Source organism: Ralstonia sp. Ralssp135, assembly GCF_047304345.1.
In the GTDB taxonomy this organism is placed as follows: Bacteria; Pseudomonadota; Gammaproteobacteria; order Burkholderiales; family Burkholderiaceae; genus Ralstonia; species Ralstonia chuxiongensis.
In genome coordinates this window covers 64,506-85,291 of sequence record NZ_JBGLYZ010000019.1, presented here as the reverse complement: position 1 = coordinate 85,291, position 20,786 = coordinate 64,506, and the positions used below count along the sequence as shown (strand labels likewise).

Sequence of the window (20,786 nt, the reverse complement as noted above, 5' to 3'; positions counted from 1 at the left end):
TGACCTACGGCTAGAACATGAACCAGCCAAGCAGGTAAATCGTGTTGTTGTCGACCGCGTTTCTGCCGTTGCCGTCGTAATTGGCGTGGGCGCCGTTGAACTTCAGGAACCACGTGTACTGCAACGCGAGCCTGATCTGCGGATGCGGTAAATAGTCCAGTTCCAGGATCACGCCTTGTGTGTCTGGTCGCCCGTTGGCGCTGCCCGTCACAGGCGCTTGGGCGTACAGGCCGGGGTCTGCGTTGCCTGTTGTTGAAAAGTACGCGACCGACCCCCCGTACTTGCGCTGGTAGTAGTACGACGCTTTGGCTTTGAAGGTATCGAGATGATCGGTTGGGTTGGCCGGAGTGGGGCCCGCGCCGATGCCACCGCTCGGGAAGCTCGCCCGCCAGTTCTGTTGCTCGTGGATCCATGCCATCTGCGCCGTGAACGCATGGGTCATGGTCAAGTACTGGTACTGCGCGTCGAGCGCATAGTCTTTGAAGCGATCGGTCGGTGTGCCCGGCATGGTGTTGTCGGGATACCGGTTGGCCAGCAACCCGAATGTGCCAAACATGACCGAATGCGAGCCCCACTCCTGGTTGTAAGCCAGACGCCAGTACGGGTTCGCGCCGCTCAAGCGCGCAACGCCGCCCGGGGTTGCGGTGTCCTGCCCGGCACGGAACACAGAGAAGGCCTGATCGGCAGTCCGATAGGCGCCCAGTTCTGCGTAGATATGGCGTTGCCAGAATGCGTATGCGCTGGCGCCTACCACCTGCTGCGCCAGGGCGCCGTCGACAAGGGTGCCCGCCAGTGGAGGCACGCCGATGCTGGGCGCCGCATAGGGATACCCGAATGCCGGCGTGCTGTTCCACACGTCAGACACCGTCGGGTTGTTGTTGACCGTGACGCCGTAGATGAACTCGACGTCCTCGCGCGTGAGATGCCATGCAGCGCGGATATCGGTGTTGTCGAGCGCGCTGTGGTGCGCAATACCGTCGTACGTCCACTGAGCGAAGGCACCCACGGGCCCCGCAATGCGCCCCGCGTAGAACAGGCTCACCTGCTGCGGAACCGTGTCTCCGTTGCGAACGAAGTCGAAATTTTCCTGATCGATCGTCCGCGTGTTGGTGCGCGAAATCTGCACCATGCCCGAGAGCGGAATCGTCTTGTTGTTGGCCAGCGTATAGCCGGTCATTTTGAAGAAGCGGCCGAAGGGTGTCAGTTCAGGAAAGCTGACATGGCACGCCATGCATGCCATCCCGGTCTGACGGGCAAAAGCCGGTACCGCACTGGCTTGTCCCGACCACGCCAAAAGCGCACCGATCAGCAGCCCCGTGAGCGCACGGAGCGCAGTAATTAGACGTCGCATGGTGTCCCTCCCCAATGTTTTTTTCGGTTTTTTCACCAGCACGTACGACCATGAAAGGCGCTATGGCCGCAGCTGTCAAACCTTCCGGGGGCATTCGCCTGATACGGATCAACATTTTTTGAGCGCCACAAGACACGGGCGTGCCTGCAAAGAGAGACGGCGCAACGGTTGTACGTTTGCGCGTTCAATGAGGGGCGAGCGGCGGACCAGTCGATCAGGTCGATCGGGTTGAAGAGGATTCAGCCAGAGTCGGTTGCCGCCGCGTTACTCGGATGGCGAACCTGGCGGCGAGTAGCTTGCGAGCAGGGCCATGCAGCGCTCCCGCAGGAAAGCACTCAGTGCCTTGATGGCGGGGGTCAGTTGCGCACGGTGGGCGCAAATCAAATGCAGCGGCGCGGGCTCGCCATATTCCTGCGGAAAGATCTCGACCAACCGGCCGGCCTTCAAATCGTCGATCAGGTCCAGTCGGGATTTATAGAGCAGGCCTTCGCCTGCGATGGCCCAGCGGCGCACCGCATCGGCATCGTCGCTCACGCGATTTCCGGTGACTGCCACGGTGCGTTCGCCGCTGGGTAGCGTGAAGCGCCAGCGTTCGTGGACTTGCTCGCTCCAGATATACCGAAGGCAGTTGTGGCGCCGCAGGTCGTCCACCTTGACCGGCGCGCCGTGTTGTTCGATGTACGAGGGCGCCGCGCACAACGCACGCCGGTTGTTGTCGAGCAGTTTGATGGCCAGCAGGGATGAATCTGGCAGCGCGCCGTAGCGCACGGCAAAGTCCAGCGGCTGGCGGATAAGGTCGGCCGACCGGTCGCTCAGTTTCAGGTGCACCGATAAACCGGGGTGCTGGTGCTGAAAATCGTCGAGCCACGGCAGGAGCAGGTTTCTCCCGAAATCGGACGGAGCAGACAGCCGCAGCGGGCCGGAGAGTGTTTCCCGGCCACCGGCCAGCGCCTGTTCGCCTTGCTCCCGCGCGCCCAGCATGACGCGCGCGTGCGGCAGGTAGCGCTCTCCAGCCTCAGACAGTTGCATGCTGCGCGTGGACCGTGTGAACAGGCGAGCATCCAGCGCCTTTTCCAGCCGCTGCACAGACGCGCTTGCTTGCGCAGGCGCGATGTTCAGCTGGCGTGCCGCCCCTGAGAAGCTGCCGGCGTCAGCCGTGTGCACGAAGATTTGCACGTCATCGAGGCGGATGATTTTCATTGAAATGCCGAAAGTGTTTGGGCGTGCGGCCCGTTTATCCGCATATCGCTGAAAGATAGCATGGCCCTCATTCACTTCCTGGAGAGCGTGCATGAAAGCCATCGGTTTCTATCAGAACCACCCCATCAGCCATCCCCAGGCGCTGCAAGACATCGAGTTGCCGACGCCTGAACTTCGCGACCACGACCTGCTGGTGGAAGTCAAAGCGGTGTCGGTCAACCCGGTCGATACCAAGATCCGGCGGGGCGGAGACATCCCGGAGGGCCAAGCGCGCATTGCCGGGTGGGACGCAGCGGGCATCGTGCGCGCGGCCGGCCCGTTGGCCACGCGCTTCAAGCCAGGTGACCGTGTCTGGTACGCCGGCGACATCACGCGGCCCGGCACCAACAGCGAACTGCATGCGGTGGACGAACGCATCGTGGGCCCCATGCCGGCATCGCTGGATTTTGCGCAGGCCGCATCGCTGCCGCTAACAGCCATCACTGCATGGGAACTGCTGTTTGATCGTCTGCGCGTCCAGGCGGCCGACCCGACCGAGAACAACGTGCTACTGGTGACGGGGGCAGCCGGCGGCGTCGGCTCCATCCTGACCCAGCTGGCGCGCGCGCTGACGGGGATGACCGTGATCGGCACGGCTTCGCGGCCTGAAACACGCGAATGGGTGCTGGCGCACGGCGCGCACCACGTCATCGATCACCGTCAACCGTGGGCGCCGCAATTGGCAGCGCTTGGTATTGCGCACGTCACGCATGTGGCCGGGCTGAACCAGAGCGCCGCTCACGTGCCGCAGATCGCCGCCGTGCTGCGCCCCGAGGGGCAATTCGCCCTCATCGATGACCCGGCGGATCTGGACATCGGCCCGTTCAAGGGGAAATCCATTTCGATTCACTGGGAACTGATGTTCACCCGCGCCATGTTCACCACCGCCACCATCGCCCGACAACACGCGTTGCTGCGCCGTGTGGCCGAACTGGTCGATCGCGGCGACATCAAGCACACCCTGACGCAGCGCATCGATGGCATCAACGCTGCGAACTTGATCAAGGCACATGTGCTGGTCGAAGCCGGAAACATGATCGGCAAAGTCGTTGTCGCCAACGCTTGAACTCTTCTGACTTCGGACAAGGAGCCTCACCATGACATCCCCCATCGTCCCTACGGCAACGATCAGCCTGGAAGCCGCCCAAGCCTTGCTGGCAGAGGCACGCGGCGCCTGTGCCGCACGCGGGTTTGCCGCGACCATCGCCATTACCGATGCAGGAGGGCACCTGCGCGCGTTCGAGCGTGCGGACGCTGCGCCTTTCCTGACCGCTGACGTCGCCATCAACAAGGCATGGACGGCAGCCTCGTTTGGCATGGCCACGCATCAATGGAACCAGTACATGGCTGAGCCCGCCGTTGCCCCGCTGGCGCACCATCCGCGCCTGATGCCGGTGGGCGGCGGCGTGCCGATCATTTACGAAGGGCGTCTGGTGGGCGGCATCGGTATCTCTGGGGGCAGCGCTGCCCAGGACCACGAGGCGGCCGAGGAAGCATTGCGCAAGGCAGGGTTTCTGTCTTGAGCTGTGAGCCTGCCTACGCGCTCTTCCTCGGCGATTGCAATGAGGCATGGGCGGTGAGGTCCCGCTCAGCCGGTTACTTCAACCGCGCCTTCAGTTCTTCGCTGGCCTGATGCAGCGCTGCACGCGTTGCCGGCACGCCGGCAAGCGCGTTGAGCAGGCCGAAGTCGTGGATCATGCCGTTGTAGCGCGTAGCCGTGACGTCCACGCCCGCGGCATCGAGCTTGCGTGCGTAGGCTTCGCCCTCATCGCGCAACACATCCTTCTCGGCCGTGATCACCAGCGTGGGCGGTAGCCCCTTCAACTGATCGGGCGTTGCCAGCAGTGGCGATGTGTAGATTTGCTGACGCTGCGCCGGGTCGGTCGTGTAGGCGTTCCAGAACCACTGCATCATCGGCTTCGTCAGGAAGTGCCCCTGCGCAAACTCGTCGTACGACGCGTTCTCGAAGCTGGCATTCGTGACCGGCCAGAACAGCACTTGCGCGCGCAGTGCGGGCGTGCCGTGCGCCTTGGCCATCAGCGCCACCACGGTCGCCATGTTGCCGCCGACGCTGTTGCCGGCAATGGCTAGCCGCTTGCCGTCTACGCCAATCTGGGCGCCGTTTTCAGCCACCCATTTGGTGGCGGCGTAGATCTGGTTGATTGCCACCGGATACCGCGCTTCGGGCGACGGCGTGTAATTGACGAAGACGGCGACGGCGCCGGAGTCAGCCACCAGATCGCGCACAAAGCGTTCGTGTGTGGGGAAGTCGCCCAGTATCCAGCCCCCGCCATGCACGAAGATGAAGCCGGGCAACGTACCTTTCGCGCCGGCGGGGCGCACGATCGTCAGGCTGATCGGCTTGCCATCCACGGTGATGGTTTTCTGGCTGACGTCGGCGGGCGGCAGCGACACCTTTGCGGCGGCTTGCGCGCCCACCAGCACGGCGCGAGCGTCGGCCGGTGACAGCGTCTCCAGCGGCTTGCCGCCGCTTGCGGCCAAGGCGTCAAGGAAAGCCTGGGTGTTGCGTTCCACGCCCGGGCTGCCCGCAGCAAGCGCGACGCTTGCTGCCAAAGAGAGAAGGGTGCCGGCGGCAAATCTGGTCATGCGGTTCATGGCAGTGCTTCCAATCGATTGATGGGGGAATGGTGTGAATGGACGTGCGGGTCAGATCAGGCTCAGGCGCACGTCGATGTTGCCGCGCGTCGCGTTGGAATACGGGCAGACGATGTGCGCGCGGTCGATCAGCGTTTGCGCTTCGGCGCGGTCCATGCCGGGCAGGCTGATCTTCAGATCCACTTCAATGCCAAAGCCGTTTGGAATGGCGCCGATGCCAACGCTGCCCTGCACGGACACATCTGCCGGCACGCGGATCTTGTCGCGCGCGCCAACGAACTTCATTGCGCCCAGGAAACACGCGCTGTAGCCCGCAGCAAACAGCTGCTCGGGGTTGGTCCCTTCGCCACCCGCACCGCCGAGTTCGGTCGGCGTGGTCAGACGGACTTCGAGCCGGCCATCGTCGGTAATGGCGCGGCCGTCGCGGCCGCCGGTGGCACGAGCATTGGCACGGTAGAGGACGTTTTCGATCGACATGGTGGTTCTCCTTTGAGAGGGGTGGAGGTGCATGCATCGGCTGTCGAGGCCATGCAATATTGCTTGCTATTAAATAGCGCGCTATTTAATTGGTTTAAAAAAACGGACGCGATCAAGCGCCCGCGGGCGATACGTGTGCGCTCAGGTGGCGTTCTTGAAGAGCCGTCCTCGCAATGCATTCAACTGTGTGCGCAGTTCTTCCAGCTCGCCGGGCGCGCACTCCATGGCCGCAGCCATGCATGCCGGCACTTTCTCGGCACGCTTCTCCAGCGCCTTGCCGGCGGCGGTGAGCGAGATGATCACCCGGCGCTCATCTTCCGCCGAGCGCTGCCGCTCGATCAGCCCGGATGCTTCCAGCCGCTTAAGCAGCGGGGTGAGCGTGGCGGAGTCGAGGAACAGCCGATCACCAATCTCGGACACCGTCTGCGCATCCTGCTCCCACAGCACCAGCATCACGAGGTACTGCGAGTAGGTCAGGTCCAACGCCTTGAGCAGCGGCCGGTACGCCTTGTTAATCCCGATCATGGTCGAGTACAGCGCAAAGCAGAGCTGCTCGTCCAGGGCGAGGTCGCGGCGTGCGGAGGAAGGCTTGCGTGTGTTCATGGGTGACAATATAGATAGCGCACTATTGAATTGCACGCTATTTTTTTTTTTGGGTGCTGTTGCGTGGGCGGACGCCGTGATTGGGGCGGGGTCCTACTTGCCCCCACGCTCCTTCAGCCCATATTGCAGACGACCAATTTCGTCGCCGTACAGCAGCGCATCGTTAAAGAGGCGATTGTCATGCGGCACGGGTTCAGAGGATTCACTGTCCCCATAGAAGCAAACGTAAATCTTCCTTGTCTGATGCTCCCATCGAAACATCACCTCCTCAAAGGGATCGTCGATGTAGACATCTCGGGCATCGAACGTAGGGCCTTTGTGAACGGGCATGCGGAATCCTTTTGCGAAACCGGATGGTCGCGGGCGATGTTGACCATTGTCGGCCGACCGCTTGTGGCCGGGCGCAGACCGTGGCATCGACCTCTGCTGTTGCTGAAAACAGATTGTCCAACGCCTCACTTTGAGTTGCCACAGCGGTACCGTTTGCGTCGCAGGCCACCAAGATGGCGCTCGACTCTGCCCCACCGCAGTCACGCTATTCTTCAAGCCTTAGCTCACGACAAGGAGAAGCGCATGATCAAAGTGACGGTGATGTACCCCTACGCCGAAGGCGCGCGCTTCGACCACGACTACTACCGCGAACGCCACATGCCCCTGGTGAAGGCGAGGTTGGGCAATGCCTGCGCGTACTACACCGTCGACAAGGGTTTGGCTGGCAGAGCACCCGGTGAGCCTCCTACCTACGTGGCGATGTGCGCGTTCATCTGTGAATCGATCGAAGCCTACGAGGCCGCCATTCAACCGCACCGCGCCGAGATCCTTGGCGATATCCCCAACTACACCGATATCGTGCCGGTGGTGCAGGTGAGCGAAGTCGTGGTCGAGCGGTCGGCTCGTTGAGCGCCCAGACGGCGCTACAACCAATAACAATGGATTACGCGTTTCCGGGGAGGGGGCGTTACCGCTGAGAATTGTTGAATTGCCTCGGCAGGGCCCCTTCCATAGACTCCGCCCCTGGAAAATTACGGGGAGGCTCCTCCCTCTCCCTAGTCGTCCATGCAGTCCTAGCTCGCCTCGGCCACCCGTCCCGGCCGGGGCCTTTTTTTGTCAGACGGCATGTCGATGCAGCAGCAACGGCACGTCGCAGTACGGGCTGCATTCCTCGACAGCAATCAGTCTTCTTGCGCAAGCCGAGACAAGGCGTCAGCGAGGGCGCGAATCTTGGACTGGGCAGCTCGTTGTGATGGATAGACGACGAAGTACGACAAGCCGTTTTGCGCCACGTCGACAAAAGGCGTGACCAGTGTCCCGGCCCGCAGGCGGTCTCTCGCCATCCGCGGATCACCTATTGCAACGCCATGCCCCTCCGCCGCAGCGGTGAGCGTCAACTCGAGGGTATCGAAAACGAGCCCACGATCCGCGTCAATGTGCGGTGCCCCAACGCTTTTCAGCCAGCATTGCCACTCCTCATGGCTCTGTCCGGGATGGAGCAAGGTGACATGAGCAAGATCGGCTGGCGATCTAAGCGATGCGGCCAATTCGCGCGTGCACATCGGTGTGAGTTGCTCGGCAAACAACGGAACCGCATCCATACCCGCCCAGTGGCCGGTTCCCCGAACGACGATGGCGTCGATGTCGGGCGTAGTGAAATCCGGCGTGTCGTCCGCCGATGTGGAGATGCGCAGTTCTGTTCCAGGCAAGGCGTCATTGATGTCTGCCAGCCGCGGCAGCAACCAACGAATCGCAAACGTCGATGGCACCCGCAGAGTGACGACGGACGCCGTCTTGGCGTGAATGTCTGCGTGTTGAACCAGTTGCGTGAGGATGCTGACGGCTACGGTCAGTAGTTCGCTTCCTTCCGCCGTCAGCGTGAGCCCTGATGCGTGGCGCACAAAAACTGCGCACCGGTAGTGCGATTCCAGTTGCTGGATCTGACGGCTCACCGCGCCCTGTGTTCGACACAGATGATCTGCGGCTTTGCTGATGCTCCCGAGTTGCGCCGCGGCGACGAACGACTGGAACGCTGCCAGCGGCGGGAGTGCCCGCGTCAGATCGGCCAAGGGGTATGCATGGGCCGCATACCCGGGTTGCGGATTTTTCGATTGTTCGGACATCGGTGCATCGATATCGTGCGTGCATCTGGCGCGCGTCCGCACGAGCGTGCGGAGTTGTCAACGAATGACCGGAGAATGAACATGGCCACATCGCCCGAAGCACTATACACGCGGCAGGTTCGCAACTATCTCAAGGAATTGGAGCGCGGCGATGTTGCGGCGATCTGTGCGTTGTTCACGCCGGATGCCCAGATCTTCTCGCCGTTTCTCGGGTGGATGCATCCCGCGCCATTCTTTGCGAAGGTCGAAGCGGCATCTGGTGAAAGCAAAATCACGCCAATCGACATCTGCGTCAGCACGATGGGCGCCCGACGTGCGACCGGTTACTTCATCTATGACTGGGGGCTCAAAGATGGGACGGCGGTGCGCTTTGAGTGCGTCGATGTTTTTGAATTTGACGACAACGGGCTCATCGAGCGAATGATCATCGTCTACGACACCCATTCGATTCGCAGTACGGTGGGCGACAAATATGCGTAGCCAATCTAAGTCGTTCGGAAATGGCGGCCGCTAGCGGCAAAAGGCGGCGGGGTCGATACCGTCATTGCGGTCGTTGGCAACGCCCGAGCACCGGCTCGCGGCGCCCAACTCTGACTAGAATGGGGGCCCGCCTGCCGATGACCTCTCGAATGACGACGAAACAAAGAGTTGCTACAGCGCTGTTTGGCGCGCTCGCCTGGATCATCATCGACCAGGCGACGAAGGCCATATTCAAGCAAATCCTGACGCCCGGCGAAGTCGTGTCATTCCTTTCAGGAAGCCTTCTCGTTCTACCCACCTATAACCACGGCGCGTTCCTAAGCCTCGGGGCGGGAATGTCCGATGCGACTCGCAATATCGTTTTCATCTACGGCGTTCTGGCGATTCTGGTCGGCCTGTTCGTGTGGCTGCTGCGTTCATCCAGGCTGGGCCGTACCGAAGTCATTGCGGCAGCTTGCATTCTGGGTGGGGGGTTCAGCAACCTGTTCGATCGTTGTGTCTACGATGGCCGGGTTTTTGATTTTCTGAACATAGGCCTCGGGCAGTTGCGAACAGGTGTATTCAACGTCGCAGACATTGGCATCATGCTTGGCGTGGCGCTCATTCTCTTCCATGGTGTCAAGCGCGGGCCTACTCTGCCAGGGGCCTCGACCGCCTGAAGAATGCAGTCCCCCAGCGGGCCGGCTGTTCTGCTGCCCGCGAACCTGCCGTGCTACTGACGATCAACGGCGTCGAGGGCTTGGAGCACCGAGCGGCCAGCCCCCGCCAAAGACAGAGACCGGTCCAGAGAGGCCCCTATTGCCGGCACATGCGGCACAGGGTAAAAATCGGTCTATTGCCCAATGTCGACCCGGAGTCGCCTATCCCATGGACCAACCAGCCAAGCTCAATGCCGATTCCTTGGGCGTCGTCGAATCGGTGATCATGGGCATTGCCGGCACTGCACCGGCCTACAGCATCGAGATTACGACTTCCACCATCATCGGGACGGCTGGCACGCAGTCACCGGCGAGCATTCTGGTGTGCGGGTTGATCATGTTTGGCATCGCCTACGCGTTCATCAATATGAATCGCGCCCTGGCGAGCGCCGGCACCTCATATTCGTGGGTGAGCATGGTATTCGGGCGTGCGCTCGGCTTCCTTGCTGGCTGGGCGCTTCTGGTGCTGTGCTGTGTGTTCATGGTGTCTGCCATGATTCCGGCGGCAAATGCCACGCTGCTCATCTTTGATCGGCCCATGATGAACAACGTGCACTACGTGACGTTGATCGCTGCAGCATGGCTCACCATTGTCAGCGCGGTGGTCGTCAAGGGCATCAAGCTCACCAGTTACGTGCAGGTGCTGATGACGATCGTCGAGGGCATCATCCTGCTCGTGATCATCGTCGCGAGTTTCATCGTGTTCCCGCATACGCCAGCGCATCCGTTCTCGTGGGTCTGGTTCTGGCCTTTCGCGTTCACGCCCAAGATGTTCGCCAACGGCGCGTTGGTAGCGATCTTCTTCTTTTACGGCTGGGACGTGACGATGAACCTCAGCGAAGAGACACGGGACGCCAACCACACCCCCGGTCGGGCCGCGTTCTGGTCGATGGTGTTCTTGATGGCGTTTTTCCTCATCTTCATCGTCATTACGCAGCTTGGCCTGTCCGATGCCGAGATCCAGCACTACAACACGAACATCATTTTCGCCATCGCAGAGAAGTTGTTTGGGCCGACCTGGGGCTACGTCGCGATCGTCGCGGTATTGCTGAGCACGGTGGGAACGGTCGAAACCCAGATGCTGCAGTTCACGCGCACGCTGTTTGCCAAAAGCCGCGACGGCGCACTCCACGCGCGCTATGCGCGGCTGCATCCGGTTTGGCGCACGCCCCACATCGCCATCTTCTTCATCTGGATCACGGGGCTCGTTCTGCTGTTCGTGTCGTCCTATCTGCCGACGATCAACGTCATCCTGCAGGATTCAATTACCGCCATCGGCTTCCAGATTTGCTTCTACCTTGGGCTTACCGGGCTCGCCTGCGGCTGGTACTACCGCAAGGTGCTGACGCAGGGCCCGTGGGTCGCCATCACCCATGTCATCTGGCCGGTGGCAAGCGGGCTCTTCCTGTTCTTCATTGCGCTCTACAGCATCCCGACCTTCGACTGGGTCACCAATGTCGTGGGGATGGGCGGCATCGTCATCGGCGTGATTCCGCTGCTGCTGAACCGTAAAAAGATCTGGGTGGCTTCCAGAGCCTGAGCGGCACTGCGCACACGACAATCTGCGGCGCCGGATGCTGTCAGCCTGCACTGACAGCGCCTGCGGGATTGACCTACAGAAACAAGGGCACGCCCGGACAAGACAATTGGCGTCCTCTGATAGCGGCGGCCGGGTGGCCCTCCGATACTGAACCTGGTGGCACCCGGCTCTCGATAAAGGTCATTGTCATGGACGACTATTGCACGCTGTGCGGGCGGCGCGGGCATTCTGCGTCGCACTGCCCATGGGGTTCGTATATGCGAATCCGTCGCTGTTCTCTGCTTCTGTCGAAGGACGGCCGCTCATCTATGTTTCGAAGACTCCCCACTTGATGCGAGCCCATATGCGTTCGTGGGCAAAGTAGGCGATCGACGTGTAGATATTGCTGGCGATCATGAAACCGACTGCCAGGTGAACCGTGCCGGTAAGCAGATAAAGGGTGCCGAAGTCCAGGCACATGATCACGATCCGGTATGTCGCGGCCTTGATCACAGAACGACGAGCGCTGACGGTTCGCACCATGATGTTCTCTCCTGCTTGCGCGCATCGATGCCTGGTGGCGCCGATCGATGAATGCCTTCCGGTTTTGGTACCGCACGGTTTCGGGAAGCGGTGCCGAACATTGCGTCGCCGCTGATGGCTGCCGCGGCAATGCCATGAATGCGCGCCGCCGGCGCCAAACCGCACGATATGATTCCAGTCATAGTGCGCGGCAGACGGTAACGCTAGACTGCGCTGTATCCGACACGGGAGACATTCATGCCGCGCACATCAGTGGCTTATCTACTCGCCGCATTGCTGACCGCAGGAATACTGTCTTCCCCCGCGATTGCCGACACGCCGGCGCGTCAGAAGGACGTCGCTCAGCGGGGGGCGGACGTCATGCCATTCTCCCTCTCGGCAACCACCCACATTTTTACCAAGACGGCCAACGGCGGTGTCCAGCAGGTCGTGACCAAGCGGGACGATCCCGGCCAGGCCGCGCTGATCCGCCAGCACTTGGCAATGATCGCCCGGCAATTCTCCGCCGGCGACTTCGAAGGGCCGGAGCACATCCATGGCAATGCCATGCCCGGGTTGGCGGCACTGCGCGCCGCGAAGCCTGGTGAGCTCAAAATAAGCTATCGCGAGCTGTCCAACGGCGCCGAGATCATCTATCAGAGCGATCAGCGCCCCCTCGTTACCGCGCTGCACCAATGGTTTGACGCCCAATTGGCCGATCACGGCCATGACGCCATGGCGGGGCACGACTCCGGTTCAATGCATCACCACGCGATCGGCGCGGAAAAGCCCGAGTAACACTGCCGTGGCCAAGAAGCCGCCTGGAGGCAGCGTGACGAAGCGGGCGGTGAGTCCATTACATTGCAGACCGCCGAGCGGGCAACTCCGTCGACAAAGCGAACCTGTGCAGCGCGCAATATCATTGCGACGAAGCCTCGCTCGTAACCGGGGCTTTCTATTCGAGTTCAACCGCTTTTCGCGGAATCGAAAGTTGGATGCGGTACCCGCCTTGTGAAAGCGGTCCCGCTGCGAAAGTCCCGCCCAGGCGGCGCACGCGGTCACGAATGCCCGCGATACCTGATGACGGCGGCCGCCCGGCGACCGGTTCGGCTGAGCGCGTGACAACAGCTCCATCGTTGCGAATCGTGAGCTCGCAACTCGACCGGTCGCATCGGAGATCGATCACCACTTCCGTTGCCGACGTCGCATGCCGGGCAACATTGGTCAGACCTTCTTGCACGATCCTGAACAGCGCGGTGGAGGCGGCGTCGTTGAACGCCACCATATGCGTGTTGCAATTCAGCGCGACCCGCAATCCGGTATGTCGTCCGAAATCGGTGACAAGCCAGTCGAGCGCGGGGAGCAGCCCCAGGTCATCGAGCATGGTCGGCCGCAGGCCGGCGGCAAGACGGCGGACCGACGCGAGCGCGTGGTCGATGGCATGGCTCATTGTCTGTGTTCTTTCGCGCGCATACGCCTGGCCTTCTGGCGTGGTGCCTTCATCGGCAAGCCGGCCGGTGATGATCATCTTCAGCGCCGTCAATTGCTGGCCGAGGTCATCATGAAGCTCGCGTGCAATACGCTTCTTTTCTTCTTCGCGAGTGGCCTCGACGCGTGCTGCCAGCTCGCTCGCGTATTCAAGTTGCTTGAGCCGCTCACGCTCGGTGAGATCCCGGGTGACTTTGGCAAAGCCGATCAGCTCGCCGTCTTCATCCCGCAGAGCGGTGATTACCACGTTGGCCCAGAAACGCGAGCCGTCTTTGCGTATGCGCCACCCCTCGTCTTCCCAGCGGCCAAGGGCGACGGCACGCTTGAGCTCTTCGCTTGGATAGTTCTGCGCAATTGCCTCGGCAGGATAGAAGACCGAGAAGTGCTGGCCGATGACTTCATCGGCGCGGTAGCCCTTGATGCGTTCGGCACCGGCATTCCAACTGGCAATGTGACCTGTCGGATCCAGCAGGAAGATTGCATAGTCCTGTATCGCGTCCACCAAGGTGCGATAACGCTCCTCCACGGGCACGTGAGCGATTGCTGCATCGCTTCCCAGTCTTCGCAATCTGCCTGCGTTGGTATCCATACCAAGCCCTCATCGCAACGGGTTCGAGCGCCCAAGGCAAACCTGTTGGAAGTCGCTTCCCGTGCATCTGCATAAGAATATGCTGCCCGGCGACGGCAATCAAAGCAGGCACGGCCACTGCGATGAGGCGCCAGAAAATGCCTGGCCAAGGATTGGCTGCCCGCACGCATTGCATGCTGTTCAGCATTCGCTTTGCAATATGTGCGCAGGCGGCCTGGAGGTTGGTAGCCGCTTCCGGCTACCGACGCTCAAACCTGAGCCATCCCGCCGTCAACAAACAACTCGATGCCATTGATAAAGCTTGCCGAATCCGAGGCAAGAAACGCGACGGCCTTGCCCACTTCGGCCGGCTCCCCCAGGCGGCCCAGCGGCACCTGAGCGGCAAGGAAGTCGAACAGGCCCTGGCGCGTTTCATCTGATGCGAGGCCGCCAAGGCCCGGCGTACGAATCGGGCCGGGGCTCACCACATTCACGCGAATACCCCGATCCTTCAGATCCATCACCCACGAGCGGGCGAAGTTGCGCACCGCCGCCTTGCTGGCGCTGTAGACGCTGAAGTTGGCCGTGCCTTGAACGGAAACCGTGGACGACGTGAGGATGATCGATGCGCCGTCGGTCAGCAGCGGCAGTGCCTTCTGCACCGTGAACAGCACGCCGCGCACGTTGGTGCCGAAAATCCGGTCGAAATGCTCTTCGGTGATGGCGCCCAGCGGCATCATGTCGCCGCCGCCAGCATTGGCGAACAGGATGTCGAGCTTGCCGGCCACCTTGGCAATCTGGGCATAGACGGCGTCGAGGTCCGACAGCACCGACGCATCGGCCCGCAGTGCGGTGGCCCCAGCGCCGATCTCTGCGACGGCGGCATCGAGTTCAGCCTGACGGCGGCCGGTGATAAACACGCGCGCGCCTTGGGCCGCGAGTTCCTTGGCGGCGCCAAGGCCGATGCCGCTGCTGCCACCCGTGACGAGGGCGATCTTGCCTTCCAGTTGCTTGCTCATGATGTGCTCCATGTCGTGATTTCAGGTTTGGATGAATGACCTCGCGCCGGGTGCTGCCTTGTTCTGCGTTCGCCCCGTCGCGTTGGGCATGGAGGCACTGTAGGGCCCAGAAACTTTTCGAAAAAGCGCTGCAAACAGAATTACTATCCACAATTGTGGATAATTGGCGGCTGCACGCGCAGCACAGAGGGCACTCGAATGGATCAACTAATGGCAATGCGTTCCTTTGCCCGCGTGGTGGAGGCTGGCAGCTTTACGCGGGCGGCCGATTCGCTCGACATGCCCATTGCCACCGTCAGCAAGCAGGTGCAGGAACTGGAGGCGCACCTGGGTGTGCGCCTGCTGCAGCGAACGACACGGCGCGTGACGGTGACGCCGGAAGGGCAGGATTACTACGCCAAGAGCACGCGCATCCTGCGCGATCTGGAAGACATCGATGCCTCGTTCAGCCTCGCAAGCGGGCGGCCGCGCGGGTCCTTGCGCATCGATGTCGGCGGCTCGACGGCGCACGATGTACTCATTCCCCTGCTGCCGGAATTCGTGGCGCGCTATCCAGAGATCAGGATCGACCTGGGCGTGTCAGACCGTTCGGTGGATCTGATTGCGGACAACGTCGACTGCGTCATTCGTGGTGGCCCGCTGGACAACTCGTCCCTGGTCGCACGCCATCTGGGCAACGCGCCGCTGGTCACGTGCGCCACCCCGGGATACCTCAAGCAATACGGCACGCCGGCTTATCCCGATGAACTCAAGAATGGCCACCGGCTGGTGAGCTACGTATTCAGCCAGACGGGGCGATCTGTTCCATTCCGCTTCGAGCGCGACGGCGAGAAGACCGAGATCAAGGTCGAGCATCGCATCGGTGTGAACGAGAGCAATGCGCATCTGGCCGCCTGCCTTGCCGGCCTGGGCATCGTGCAGACCTTTGGTTATGCGGCCGAAGCGGCGATCAACGACGGTGCTCTGGTGGAAATCCTGAAGCCGTGGCGGCCCGCGCCTTACCCCTTCCATGTTGTCTATCCGCAGACGCGCCACGTCACGCACCGCCTCAGAGTGTTCATTGACTGGCTCGTGGAGTCTTTTCCGGCTCGGGTGGGGCGGGGGCCGGCGAAGTAACTCCGTGCATGGGCGCGATTGTCGCTGTGGATAAACACGTGAAGAACTTCAGGGACAACTGTGTTGGCTGTCCGGGGTCAGGTTGTCCACAGCACGGGAATAACTTTGGTGTCTGCCAAGAGGGTGGGGCGCACTCTGCACGAGTCATCCACGCCACGGCACACGCTGTCCGATGGGTTGTGCATTTCGCAAGCAGTTGATGCGAAAGCGTTTTCTGCAGCTATCCACAGAAACCATCCACCGTTATCTACTACTACTATTTTTATATACAGAAGAAATAAAGAAGACAGCAAAGACGGGCGAACCAAATGCTCATGGGCGCTTGATCTGCAGGGCTTGATCAAGAAACTCGAACATACGGCGTTCTGAGTCTTCCGTGGCTTGCGGGCTGTAGTGATAGACGACCTGATGGCCACGCACGTCGGTCTTGCTGAAGTTGTTCAGGCGCTGGCAGTCCCAGCAGTGCGTGGTGTCGGGATAGACGTACCACTGCACGGGCGCACCGGCATCCTTGGCGGCCTGCAACCTGGAGACGCACTCTGCGGCGGGGCCTTCGGTGTCGGCTTCACCCATCAGCACGAGCAGGGGGCGGTCGATGTCGGGGTTGAGGATGTCGAGCGGAGTGCCGTTGCGCAGCTTGAGACCGGAGCACACAGGGTAGAACGCGACGGCGGCTGCGAAGCGCGTGCCGTCTCCCAGCGCTTCTGCCCAGTGCTTGCTGCTCAGCCCGAGGCCCATCATCGCGCCCCAGGAATAGCCGGCGTGGGCAATGCGGGTCTTGTCGACGAAATCGAATTGGCGGAGATACGCGGCTGCCTGCAGCGCATCTCGCACGCCACGCATGGGCGTCACGCCGCCTTGCGGGCCCATGCACACCGACTCAACCCCGCGTGGGCCGAGGCTGTCGATCAGCAATGCCACATAGCCGTGGCTTACCGCGCGGCGGGCCCATTCGAGCATGGCCTGGTTCTGCCGCTTGCCATGACCCAGGCCGCTGCACTGATGCTGCAGCACGAGCGCAGGGAAGGGGCCATCACCGGCGGGTTTGTAGAGCGCCATGGCCGGCGTGGTGAGCATGCCGAGTTCGCTCACCTTGTCGGGAAAAGTCAGATCCGGCGCGCGCGAAGCGCCGGCGCGCAGCGTCTGCGTGTCGATTTGCGCGTGGGCCAGCAGTGGCAGCGCCAGCGCAATGGCAAGGGCGCAACGATGGATGAACGTCATGGCCGCCTCTTCGTTTGACGTGCGTTACGTGAGCGCGGCCGGCAGCGGCTGCGCACTCATCACCATATTGCGTCCGGCCGCCTTGGCGCGGTAGAGCGCGGCATCAGCGGTCTCGACCAGCGTGTCGATGGAGAGGGCACCGTTACCCGGCACCGACGTGGCGCAACCGGCGCTGACCGTCACGTAGCGCGACGGCGCAGTGGCTTCGATGCGTAGACGCAGCACAGCTTCACGCGCGCGCTCGGCAAGGGCCTGCGCTTCATTGGCATCGGTTTCTGGCAGGACGACGACGAATTCCTCGCCGCCATAGCGTGCGATGAAATCTGCAGTGCGGCGCACGACGCCGGCCAGTGCATGGGCCACGGCGGCAAGGCACGCGTCGCCCTTGAGGTGGCCGAAGGCATCGTTGTAACGCTTGAAGTGGTCGACATCGACCATCACCAGCGAAAGCGGCTGTCCGCTGCGCTGAGCTGTGCTGATCAGGCTGTCGACCCGCTCGTTGAAGTAGGTACGGTTGTACAGGCCCGTCAGCGCATCATGCATGGACGCCTGCTGCAGCGAGACATGCGCCTCGAACAGGCGCCGGTACAGCGTGGTCACTTCCCACACCAGCAAGCAGACCAGCACCCCAGGCGCGAACATGCTGAACAGGCGCGCGACGTACCAGCCCACGGTAAAGCGGTCTGTGCTCAGCAGGTTGAGTGTGGTGTCCGTCAGGCAGGCCAGCGCGGCAATGGCCAGCCAAACGTCGAGCACCGCGCGCAAGCGGCCGCTGGCCACCACCGCGAGCACGGCAACCGCGTTGATGGCCCACAGGACGACCGCGACAGGGTTGTTGCCATTGCTGGCGCGCAGCGGCGGCGGCAGGTTGGTCAGCACCGCAAAGCTGCACAGCAGCACACCCACCACCACCGGCCCGCCGATCAGCAGCGAGGCCCACCGGCCGACGCGCCCGTCAGCAACGGCATCGCGCGAGAGCCGATCGCGCAGGAGCACCGCCAGGATCACGAACAGCGGAAAGCCGCCGTGCCAGAACACCCACATCCATGCTGCAGTGGTGGGGCGGGCGCCAAACAGCCCCGTGGGCGAGAACACGCCCGGGAACGTCAGCAATTGCAGCGCCACGGCCAGCGCGGTAAAGGCATAGGCACCGCCAAGCGCGCCAAGCATCGGCTGCCGCGTCACGGTGAACTGCGCGCCCAGCAGAAACGCGGCAATGCCGGCGGTGGTGAATACCGTCAAGGCGCACATCGGCATGAACGGGTTGATCGCCGGCCATTGCAGGCCTGCACGTGGTGCGGCCACAGCCAGCGTCAACAGGATCAGCAGCGCGATCGCACCGGCAACCATCGCTTGCCGGCCTGTGGCTCGCTGAATCAGAAAACTTTCCATCCACCCCCCGGGGTTCGAGATTGTGTATCCGGCCTGCTTGCGTGTCGGTGTGCCTACATCATAGGCAGCGCCTGGCGGCGGGAAAAGCCTAGGCAAGGATCGGGAGCATCGCTACGGCTGGCCTAAGTCAGGTGGCCTAGGCTTATCCACAGACGGGTTCCAAGGGAATTGAAGGGAACCTTCCGTAGTGTGGGCCGGGTCTCACGCCGTTGTTGAATCACTCGGGCCGTTGGCCGACGCTGTATGGAATCACTCAATCACACGCTGTTTCTTTGGATCAACGCGCCGGCCGACGCTTCAGCCACGACCGTCTGGCTGGCGATGGCCTTTGCCGAATACGCGATCTGGCTGGTGCCACTGACGCTCGTGGCCGCTTGGCTCTGGGGCGAGCCGACCACGCGGCGCCAGGCACTGCAGACCGGTGTGGCTGCCGCGCTGGCGTTGTCGATCAACGTTGGCTTCAGTCTCGCGTGGTATCACCCGAGGCCGTTTGCGATTGTGCTGGGCACCAATCTGCTGCCGCACGCGCCGGATTCGTCGTTCCCGAGCGACCACCTGACCGCGCTGTGGACCGTGGCGTTCAGCCTGATGTGGAACGCACGCCTGCGGCGCGTGGGCGTGTTGCTGGCGCTATTAGGCTTGCCCATGGCATGGGCGCGCATCTATCTGGGTGTGCACTATCCGTTCGACATGCTGGGCGCGGCGGCCGTGTCGGCCTTGAGCGCCTGGCTGTGCAGCGGGCGCGTGGCGCATACGCTGTCGGAGCCGCTGCACCGTCTGGGGCTGGCGTTGCATGGTGTGGTGCTGGCACCGTGCGTGCGTCGCGGCTGGGTGCGCAAGTAAGCGTGGGTCAGGCGTGCCGGCGCCAGGCGCGCCAGAAGAGCACGAAAGACAGTATCGTCGCACCCACGTTGTAGAGCGTCGCCAGCGCGAACGCATGGCCGTAGTGCGCGGCGTGCGTGGCGGCGTCCATCGCCACCGCACCATCTGCCCCATCCACCTGGCCGAGCAGCGAGAACAGCAGCACGCCCACCACCGTTACGCCCACCGCGTTGCCGACGGCCTGCATGGTCGTGACGGTGCCGGCGCCCATGCCGGCCTGGGCTGTTTCCACGCCGCTGAGGATGGTGTTGAGCGACAGCGGAATCACCATGCCTTGCCCAAAGCCGTTGAGCATCAGCGGCAGGATCAGCCAAGCGGTGCCCGCGCCCAGTTGCGCCATTGCCGCCAGCACCGCCATGCCCACGGCGAAGATCGCCACGCCGAGCAGCAGGGCGCGCTGCCCGATGCGTTCAGCCAGGCGGGGCGCTGTGAGCGAGCCGGTAAAGAACGCGATGGCCGCCGGCGTAAACACCAACCCCGCTGCCAATGCCGACAAGCCGCGCCCGAACTGCAGCAAGATCGTCAGCGCCAGGAAGTAGGAGCTGATGGCAGTGTAGAACAGGAAGATCGCCAGCACGCCCAGCACAAAGCTGCGGTTGCGGAACAGCGCCATCTCGATGATGGGGACGCGGCCCGCGGCCGACAGCGCCTGCTCTACGCGCACAAAGTGGCGGAACACCAGCAGCGAGGCCAGCGGCACCGCCCACGACCACCAAGGCCAACCAGACTCGCGGCCCTGCATGATCGGCACCAGCAGCATCGCCAGTGCCACCGCGCCTGCCACGGCGCCATGCACGTCCAGCCGCGCCGCCACCGGCGCACGCGATTCCGCCACGAAGGCGCGCGCAGCCAAGAGCGCGGCAATGCCGATCGGCACATTCACCAAGAACACTGCGCGCCAGCCCGACACGTCGGCCGCCAGCGGATGCGCAATCAACCAGCCACCGATGATCTGCGAGACCGACGCCGCCACGCCCTGCACCGCGCCCATGGTGCCGAATGCGCGTCGCCGTGCGTCGCCGTCAAACAGCACGCGCAGCGAAGCCATAACCTGTGGCATCAGAATGGCTGCCCCCAGGCCTTGGCCGACACGCATGGCGATCAGCATCCACGGCGTTGTCGCCAGACCGCACAGCGCGGATGCCAGCGTGAACAACGCCATGCCCGCCAGAAACATGCGCTTGCGCCCGAACAGGTCGCCCAGGCGGGCGCCGTTGAGCAGGAACACCGCATACGCCGCGCTGTAGCCGACCATCACGAGCTGGATTTCGGCAAAACTGGTGTGCAGACCGGCACGGATGTCCGGGATCGCCACATTGACGATGAACAGGTCGAGAATCGTGACAAAGTTGCCGGTCAGCAGCGCCGCCAGCGCCGGCCAGTGCCGTTTGGCTGGCGAGGCAACGCCAGCGGCAGAAAGGGATTCCGTTGACATAGGGGATCGCGATTTATTAATATACGGTCGTACGTATACTAGAGGG

The 20,786-nt window shown here is 62.5% G+C and carries 22 protein-coding genes; 9 read left to right on the top strand and 13 right to left on the bottom strand.

Features of this window, described 5'->3' with window-relative positions; translation table 11 throughout:
• Positions 1–10 precede the first annotated feature (10 nt).
• On the bottom strand, positions 11–1,351 hold the full coding sequence (locus tag ACCD03_RS14730; protein WP_045206739.1) for a hypothetical protein: 1,341 nt from the start codon (positions 1,349–1,351) through the stop codon (positions 11–13).
• A 264-nt stretch (positions 1,352–1,615) separates the two neighbouring features.
• On the bottom strand, positions 1,616–2,545 hold the full coding sequence (locus ACCD03_RS14725; RefSeq protein ID WP_413412156.1) for a LysR family transcriptional regulator: 930 nt from the start codon (positions 2,543–2,545) through the stop codon (positions 1,616–1,618).
• 97 nt (positions 2,546–2,642) lie between these two features.
• Here ACCD03_RS14725 and ACCD03_RS14720 point away from each other — a divergent pair, with 97 nt between their 5' ends.
• Positions 2,643–3,656 carry a zinc-binding alcohol dehydrogenase family protein gene (locus ACCD03_RS14720; protein ID WP_413412139.1) on the top strand — a complete coding sequence of 338 codons (1,014 nt, stop codon included), beginning with the start codon at positions 2,643–2,645 and terminating at the stop codon, positions 3,654–3,656.
• Between the two features lie 31 nt (positions 3,657–3,687).
• Positions 3,688–4,113: a GlcG/HbpS family heme-binding protein gene (locus ACCD03_RS14715; protein WP_413412138.1), complete on the top strand. Its 426-nt coding sequence runs from the start codon at positions 3,688–3,690 to the stop codon at positions 4,111–4,113.
• Positions 4,114–4,186: 73 nt separating this feature from the next.
• Here the strand turns inward: ACCD03_RS14715 and ACCD03_RS14710 are convergent, their stop codons facing one another.
• From ACCD03_RS14710 to ACCD03_RS14695, 4 genes are all read right to left on the bottom strand, one after another.
• On the bottom strand, positions 4,187–5,206 hold the full coding sequence (locus ACCD03_RS14710) for an alpha/beta hydrolase (RefSeq protein WP_413412137.1): 1,020 nt from the start codon (positions 5,204–5,206) through the stop codon (positions 4,187–4,189).
• Between the two features lie 51 nt (positions 5,207–5,257).
• Positions 5,258–5,683, bottom strand: a complete 426-nt coding sequence (locus tag ACCD03_RS14705) for an organic hydroperoxide resistance protein (protein ID WP_045206731.1) — start codon at positions 5,681–5,683, stop codon at positions 5,258–5,260.
• Between the two features lie 141 nt (positions 5,684–5,824).
• Positions 5,825–6,286: a MarR family winged helix-turn-helix transcriptional regulator gene (locus tag ACCD03_RS14700; RefSeq protein WP_413412136.1), complete on the bottom strand. Its 462-nt coding sequence runs from the start codon at positions 6,284–6,286 to the stop codon at positions 5,825–5,827.
• Between the two features lie 93 nt (positions 6,287–6,379).
• The gene (locus ACCD03_RS14695; protein WP_413412135.1) at positions 6,380–6,616 is read right to left on the bottom strand and encodes a hypothetical protein; all 237 of its coding nucleotides are present in this window, start codon (positions 6,614–6,616) and stop codon (positions 6,380–6,382) included.
• Positions 6,617–6,859: 243 nt separating this feature from the next.
• On the opposite strand from ACCD03_RS14695, the gene ACCD03_RS14690 reads away from it, so the two are divergent.
• The gene (locus ACCD03_RS14690) at positions 6,860–7,186 is read left to right on the top strand and encodes an EthD family reductase (protein WP_413412134.1); all 327 of its coding nucleotides are present in this window, start codon (positions 6,860–6,862) and stop codon (positions 7,184–7,186) included.
• Between the two features lie 272 nt (positions 7,187–7,458).
• Here the strand turns inward: ACCD03_RS14690 and ACCD03_RS14685 are convergent, their stop codons facing one another.
• A complete protein-coding gene (locus ACCD03_RS14685) occupies positions 7,459–8,400 on the bottom strand; it encodes a LysR substrate-binding domain-containing protein (protein WP_413412133.1) in 942 nt (313 codons plus the stop codon).
• Positions 8,401–8,481: 81 nt separating this feature from the next.
• Between ACCD03_RS14685 and ACCD03_RS14680 the strand changes: the two genes are divergently transcribed.
• The 3 genes from ACCD03_RS14680 (at position 8,482) to ACCD03_RS14670 (ending at position 11,118) form a co-directional block, all read left to right on the top strand.
• Positions 8,482–8,880, top strand: a complete 399-nt coding sequence (locus ACCD03_RS14680) for a nuclear transport factor 2 family protein (RefSeq protein ID WP_413412132.1) — start codon at positions 8,482–8,484, stop codon at positions 8,878–8,880.
• Positions 8,881–9,029: 149 nt separating this feature from the next.
• On the top strand, positions 9,030–9,539 hold the full coding sequence (lspA, locus tag ACCD03_RS14675; RefSeq protein WP_413412131.1) for a signal peptidase II: 510 nt from the start codon (positions 9,030–9,032) through the stop codon (positions 9,537–9,539).
• A gap of 208 nt (positions 9,540–9,747) precedes the next feature.
• Positions 9,748–11,118, top strand: a complete 1,371-nt coding sequence (locus ACCD03_RS14670; RefSeq protein ID WP_413412130.1) for an APC family permease — start codon at positions 9,748–9,750, stop codon at positions 11,116–11,118.
• A 306-nt stretch (positions 11,119–11,424) separates the two neighbouring features.
• Here ACCD03_RS14670 and ACCD03_RS14665 read toward each other — a convergent pair whose 3' ends face one another.
• Positions 11,425–11,640, bottom strand: coding sequence for a DUF2061 domain-containing protein (locus ACCD03_RS14665; RefSeq protein ID WP_232041305.1), 216 nt, complete (start codon positions 11,638–11,640; stop codon positions 11,425–11,427).
• Positions 11,641–11,877: 237 nt separating this feature from the next.
• Between ACCD03_RS14665 and ACCD03_RS14660 the strand changes: the two genes are divergently transcribed.
• Entirely contained in the window at positions 11,878–12,417 is a 540-nt protein-coding gene (locus ACCD03_RS14660) for an aspartate carbamoyltransferase (RefSeq protein WP_413412129.1), read from the top strand.
• 157 nt (positions 12,418–12,574) lie between these two features.
• Here ACCD03_RS14660 and ACCD03_RS14655 read toward each other — a convergent pair whose 3' ends face one another.
• Complete coding sequence (locus ACCD03_RS14655; RefSeq protein WP_413412128.1) at positions 12,575–13,696, bottom strand: PAS domain S-box protein; 1,122 nt, start codon at positions 13,694–13,696, stop codon at positions 12,575–12,577.
• A gap of 248 nt (positions 13,697–13,944) precedes the next feature.
• Positions 13,945–14,694, bottom strand: a complete 750-nt coding sequence (locus ACCD03_RS14650; protein WP_253542271.1) for an SDR family oxidoreductase — start codon at positions 14,692–14,694, stop codon at positions 13,945–13,947.
• Positions 14,695–14,892: 198 nt separating this feature from the next.
• On the opposite strand from ACCD03_RS14650, the gene ACCD03_RS14645 reads away from it, so the two are divergent.
• Positions 14,893–15,810 (top strand): LysR family transcriptional regulator, encoded by a 918-nt coding sequence (locus ACCD03_RS14645; RefSeq protein WP_413412127.1) that lies wholly within the window; start codon positions 14,893–14,895, stop codon positions 15,808–15,810.
• A 312-nt stretch (positions 15,811–16,122) separates the two neighbouring features.
• Here ACCD03_RS14645 and ACCD03_RS14640 read toward each other — a convergent pair whose 3' ends face one another.
• Positions 16,123–17,031, bottom strand: coding sequence for a dienelactone hydrolase family protein (locus tag ACCD03_RS14640; protein ID WP_052672891.1), 909 nt, complete (start codon positions 17,029–17,031; stop codon positions 16,123–16,125).
• Positions 17,032–17,055: 24 nt separating this feature from the next.
• A complete protein-coding gene (locus ACCD03_RS14635) occupies positions 17,056–18,423 on the bottom strand; it encodes a diguanylate cyclase (protein ID WP_413412126.1) in 1,368 nt (455 codons plus the stop codon).
• Positions 18,424–18,666: 243 nt separating this feature from the next.
• Here ACCD03_RS14635 and ACCD03_RS14630 point away from each other — a divergent pair, with 243 nt between their 5' ends.
• Entirely contained in the window at positions 18,667–19,266 is a 600-nt protein-coding gene (locus ACCD03_RS14630) for an undecaprenyl-diphosphatase (protein ID WP_413412125.1), read from the top strand.
• A 7-nt stretch (positions 19,267–19,273) separates the two neighbouring features.
• Here the strand turns inward: ACCD03_RS14630 and ACCD03_RS14625 are convergent, their stop codons facing one another.
• Positions 19,274–20,740 (bottom strand): MFS transporter, encoded by a 1,467-nt coding sequence (locus ACCD03_RS14625; RefSeq protein ID WP_413412124.1) that lies wholly within the window; start codon positions 20,738–20,740, stop codon positions 19,274–19,276.
• Positions 20,741–20,786: the final 46 nt, after the last annotated feature.

Coding starts and splice junctions, on each gene's coding strand:
- ACCD03_RS14730 (WP_045206739.1), bottom strand. CDS start 1,351: ATGCGACGTCTAATTACTGCGCTCCGTGCGCTCACGGGGCTGCTGATC.
- ACCD03_RS14720 (WP_413412139.1), top strand. CDS start 2,643: ATGAAAGCCATCGGTTTCTATCAGAACCACCCCATCAGCCATCCCCAG.
- ACCD03_RS14715 (WP_413412138.1), top strand. CDS start 3,688: ATGACATCCCCCATCGTCCCTACGGCAACGATCAGCCTGGAAGCCGCC.
- ACCD03_RS14710 (WP_413412137.1), bottom strand. CDS start 5,206: ATGAACCGCATGACCAGATTTGCCGCCGGCACCCTTCTCTCTTTGGCA.
- ACCD03_RS14705 (WP_045206731.1), bottom strand. CDS start 5,683: ATGTCGATCGAAAACGTCCTCTACCGTGCCAATGCTCGTGCCACCGGC.
- ACCD03_RS14700 (WP_413412136.1), bottom strand. CDS start 6,286: ATGAACACACGCAAGCCTTCCTCCGCACGCCGCGACCTCGCCCTGGAC.
- ACCD03_RS14695 (WP_413412135.1), bottom strand. CDS start 6,616: ATGCCCGTTCACAAAGGCCCTACGTTCGATGCCCGAGATGTCTACATC.
- ACCD03_RS14690 (WP_413412134.1), top strand. CDS start 6,860: ATGATCAAAGTGACGGTGATGTACCCCTACGCCGAAGGCGCGCGCTTC.
- ACCD03_RS14685 (WP_413412133.1), bottom strand. CDS start 8,400: ATGTCCGAACAATCGAAAAATCCGCAACCCGGGTATGCGGCCCATGCA.
- ACCD03_RS14680 (WP_413412132.1), top strand. CDS start 8,482: ATGGCCACATCGCCCGAAGCACTATACACGCGGCAGGTTCGCAACTAT.
- lspA (WP_413412131.1), top strand. CDS start 9,030: ATGACGACGAAACAAAGAGTTGCTACAGCGCTGTTTGGCGCGCTCGCC.
- ACCD03_RS14670 (WP_413412130.1), top strand. CDS start 9,748: ATGGACCAACCAGCCAAGCTCAATGCCGATTCCTTGGGCGTCGTCGAA.
- ACCD03_RS14665 (WP_232041305.1), bottom strand. CDS start 11,640: ATGGTGCGAACCGTCAGCGCTCGTCGTTCTGTGATCAAGGCCGCGACA.
- ACCD03_RS14660 (WP_413412129.1), top strand. CDS start 11,878: ATGCCGCGCACATCAGTGGCTTATCTACTCGCCGCATTGCTGACCGCA.
- ACCD03_RS14655 (WP_413412128.1), bottom strand. CDS start 13,696: ATGGATACCAACGCAGGCAGATTGCGAAGACTGGGAAGCGATGCAGCA.
- ACCD03_RS14650 (WP_253542271.1), bottom strand. CDS start 14,694: ATGAGCAAGCAACTGGAAGGCAAGATCGCCCTCGTCACGGGTGGCAGC.
- ACCD03_RS14645 (WP_413412127.1), top strand. CDS start 14,893: ATGGATCAACTAATGGCAATGCGTTCCTTTGCCCGCGTGGTGGAGGCT.
- ACCD03_RS14640 (WP_052672891.1), bottom strand. CDS start 17,031: ATGACGTTCATCCATCGTTGCGCCCTTGCCATTGCGCTGGCGCTGCCA.
- ACCD03_RS14635 (WP_413412126.1), bottom strand. CDS start 18,423: ATGGAAAGTTTTCTGATTCAGCGAGCCACAGGCCGGCAAGCGATGGTT.
- ACCD03_RS14630 (WP_413412125.1), top strand. CDS start 18,667: ATGGAATCACTCAATCACACGCTGTTTCTTTGGATCAACGCGCCGGCC.
- ACCD03_RS14625 (WP_413412124.1), bottom strand. CDS start 20,740: ATGTCAACGGAATCCCTTTCTGCCGCTGGCGTTGCCTCGCCAGCCAAA.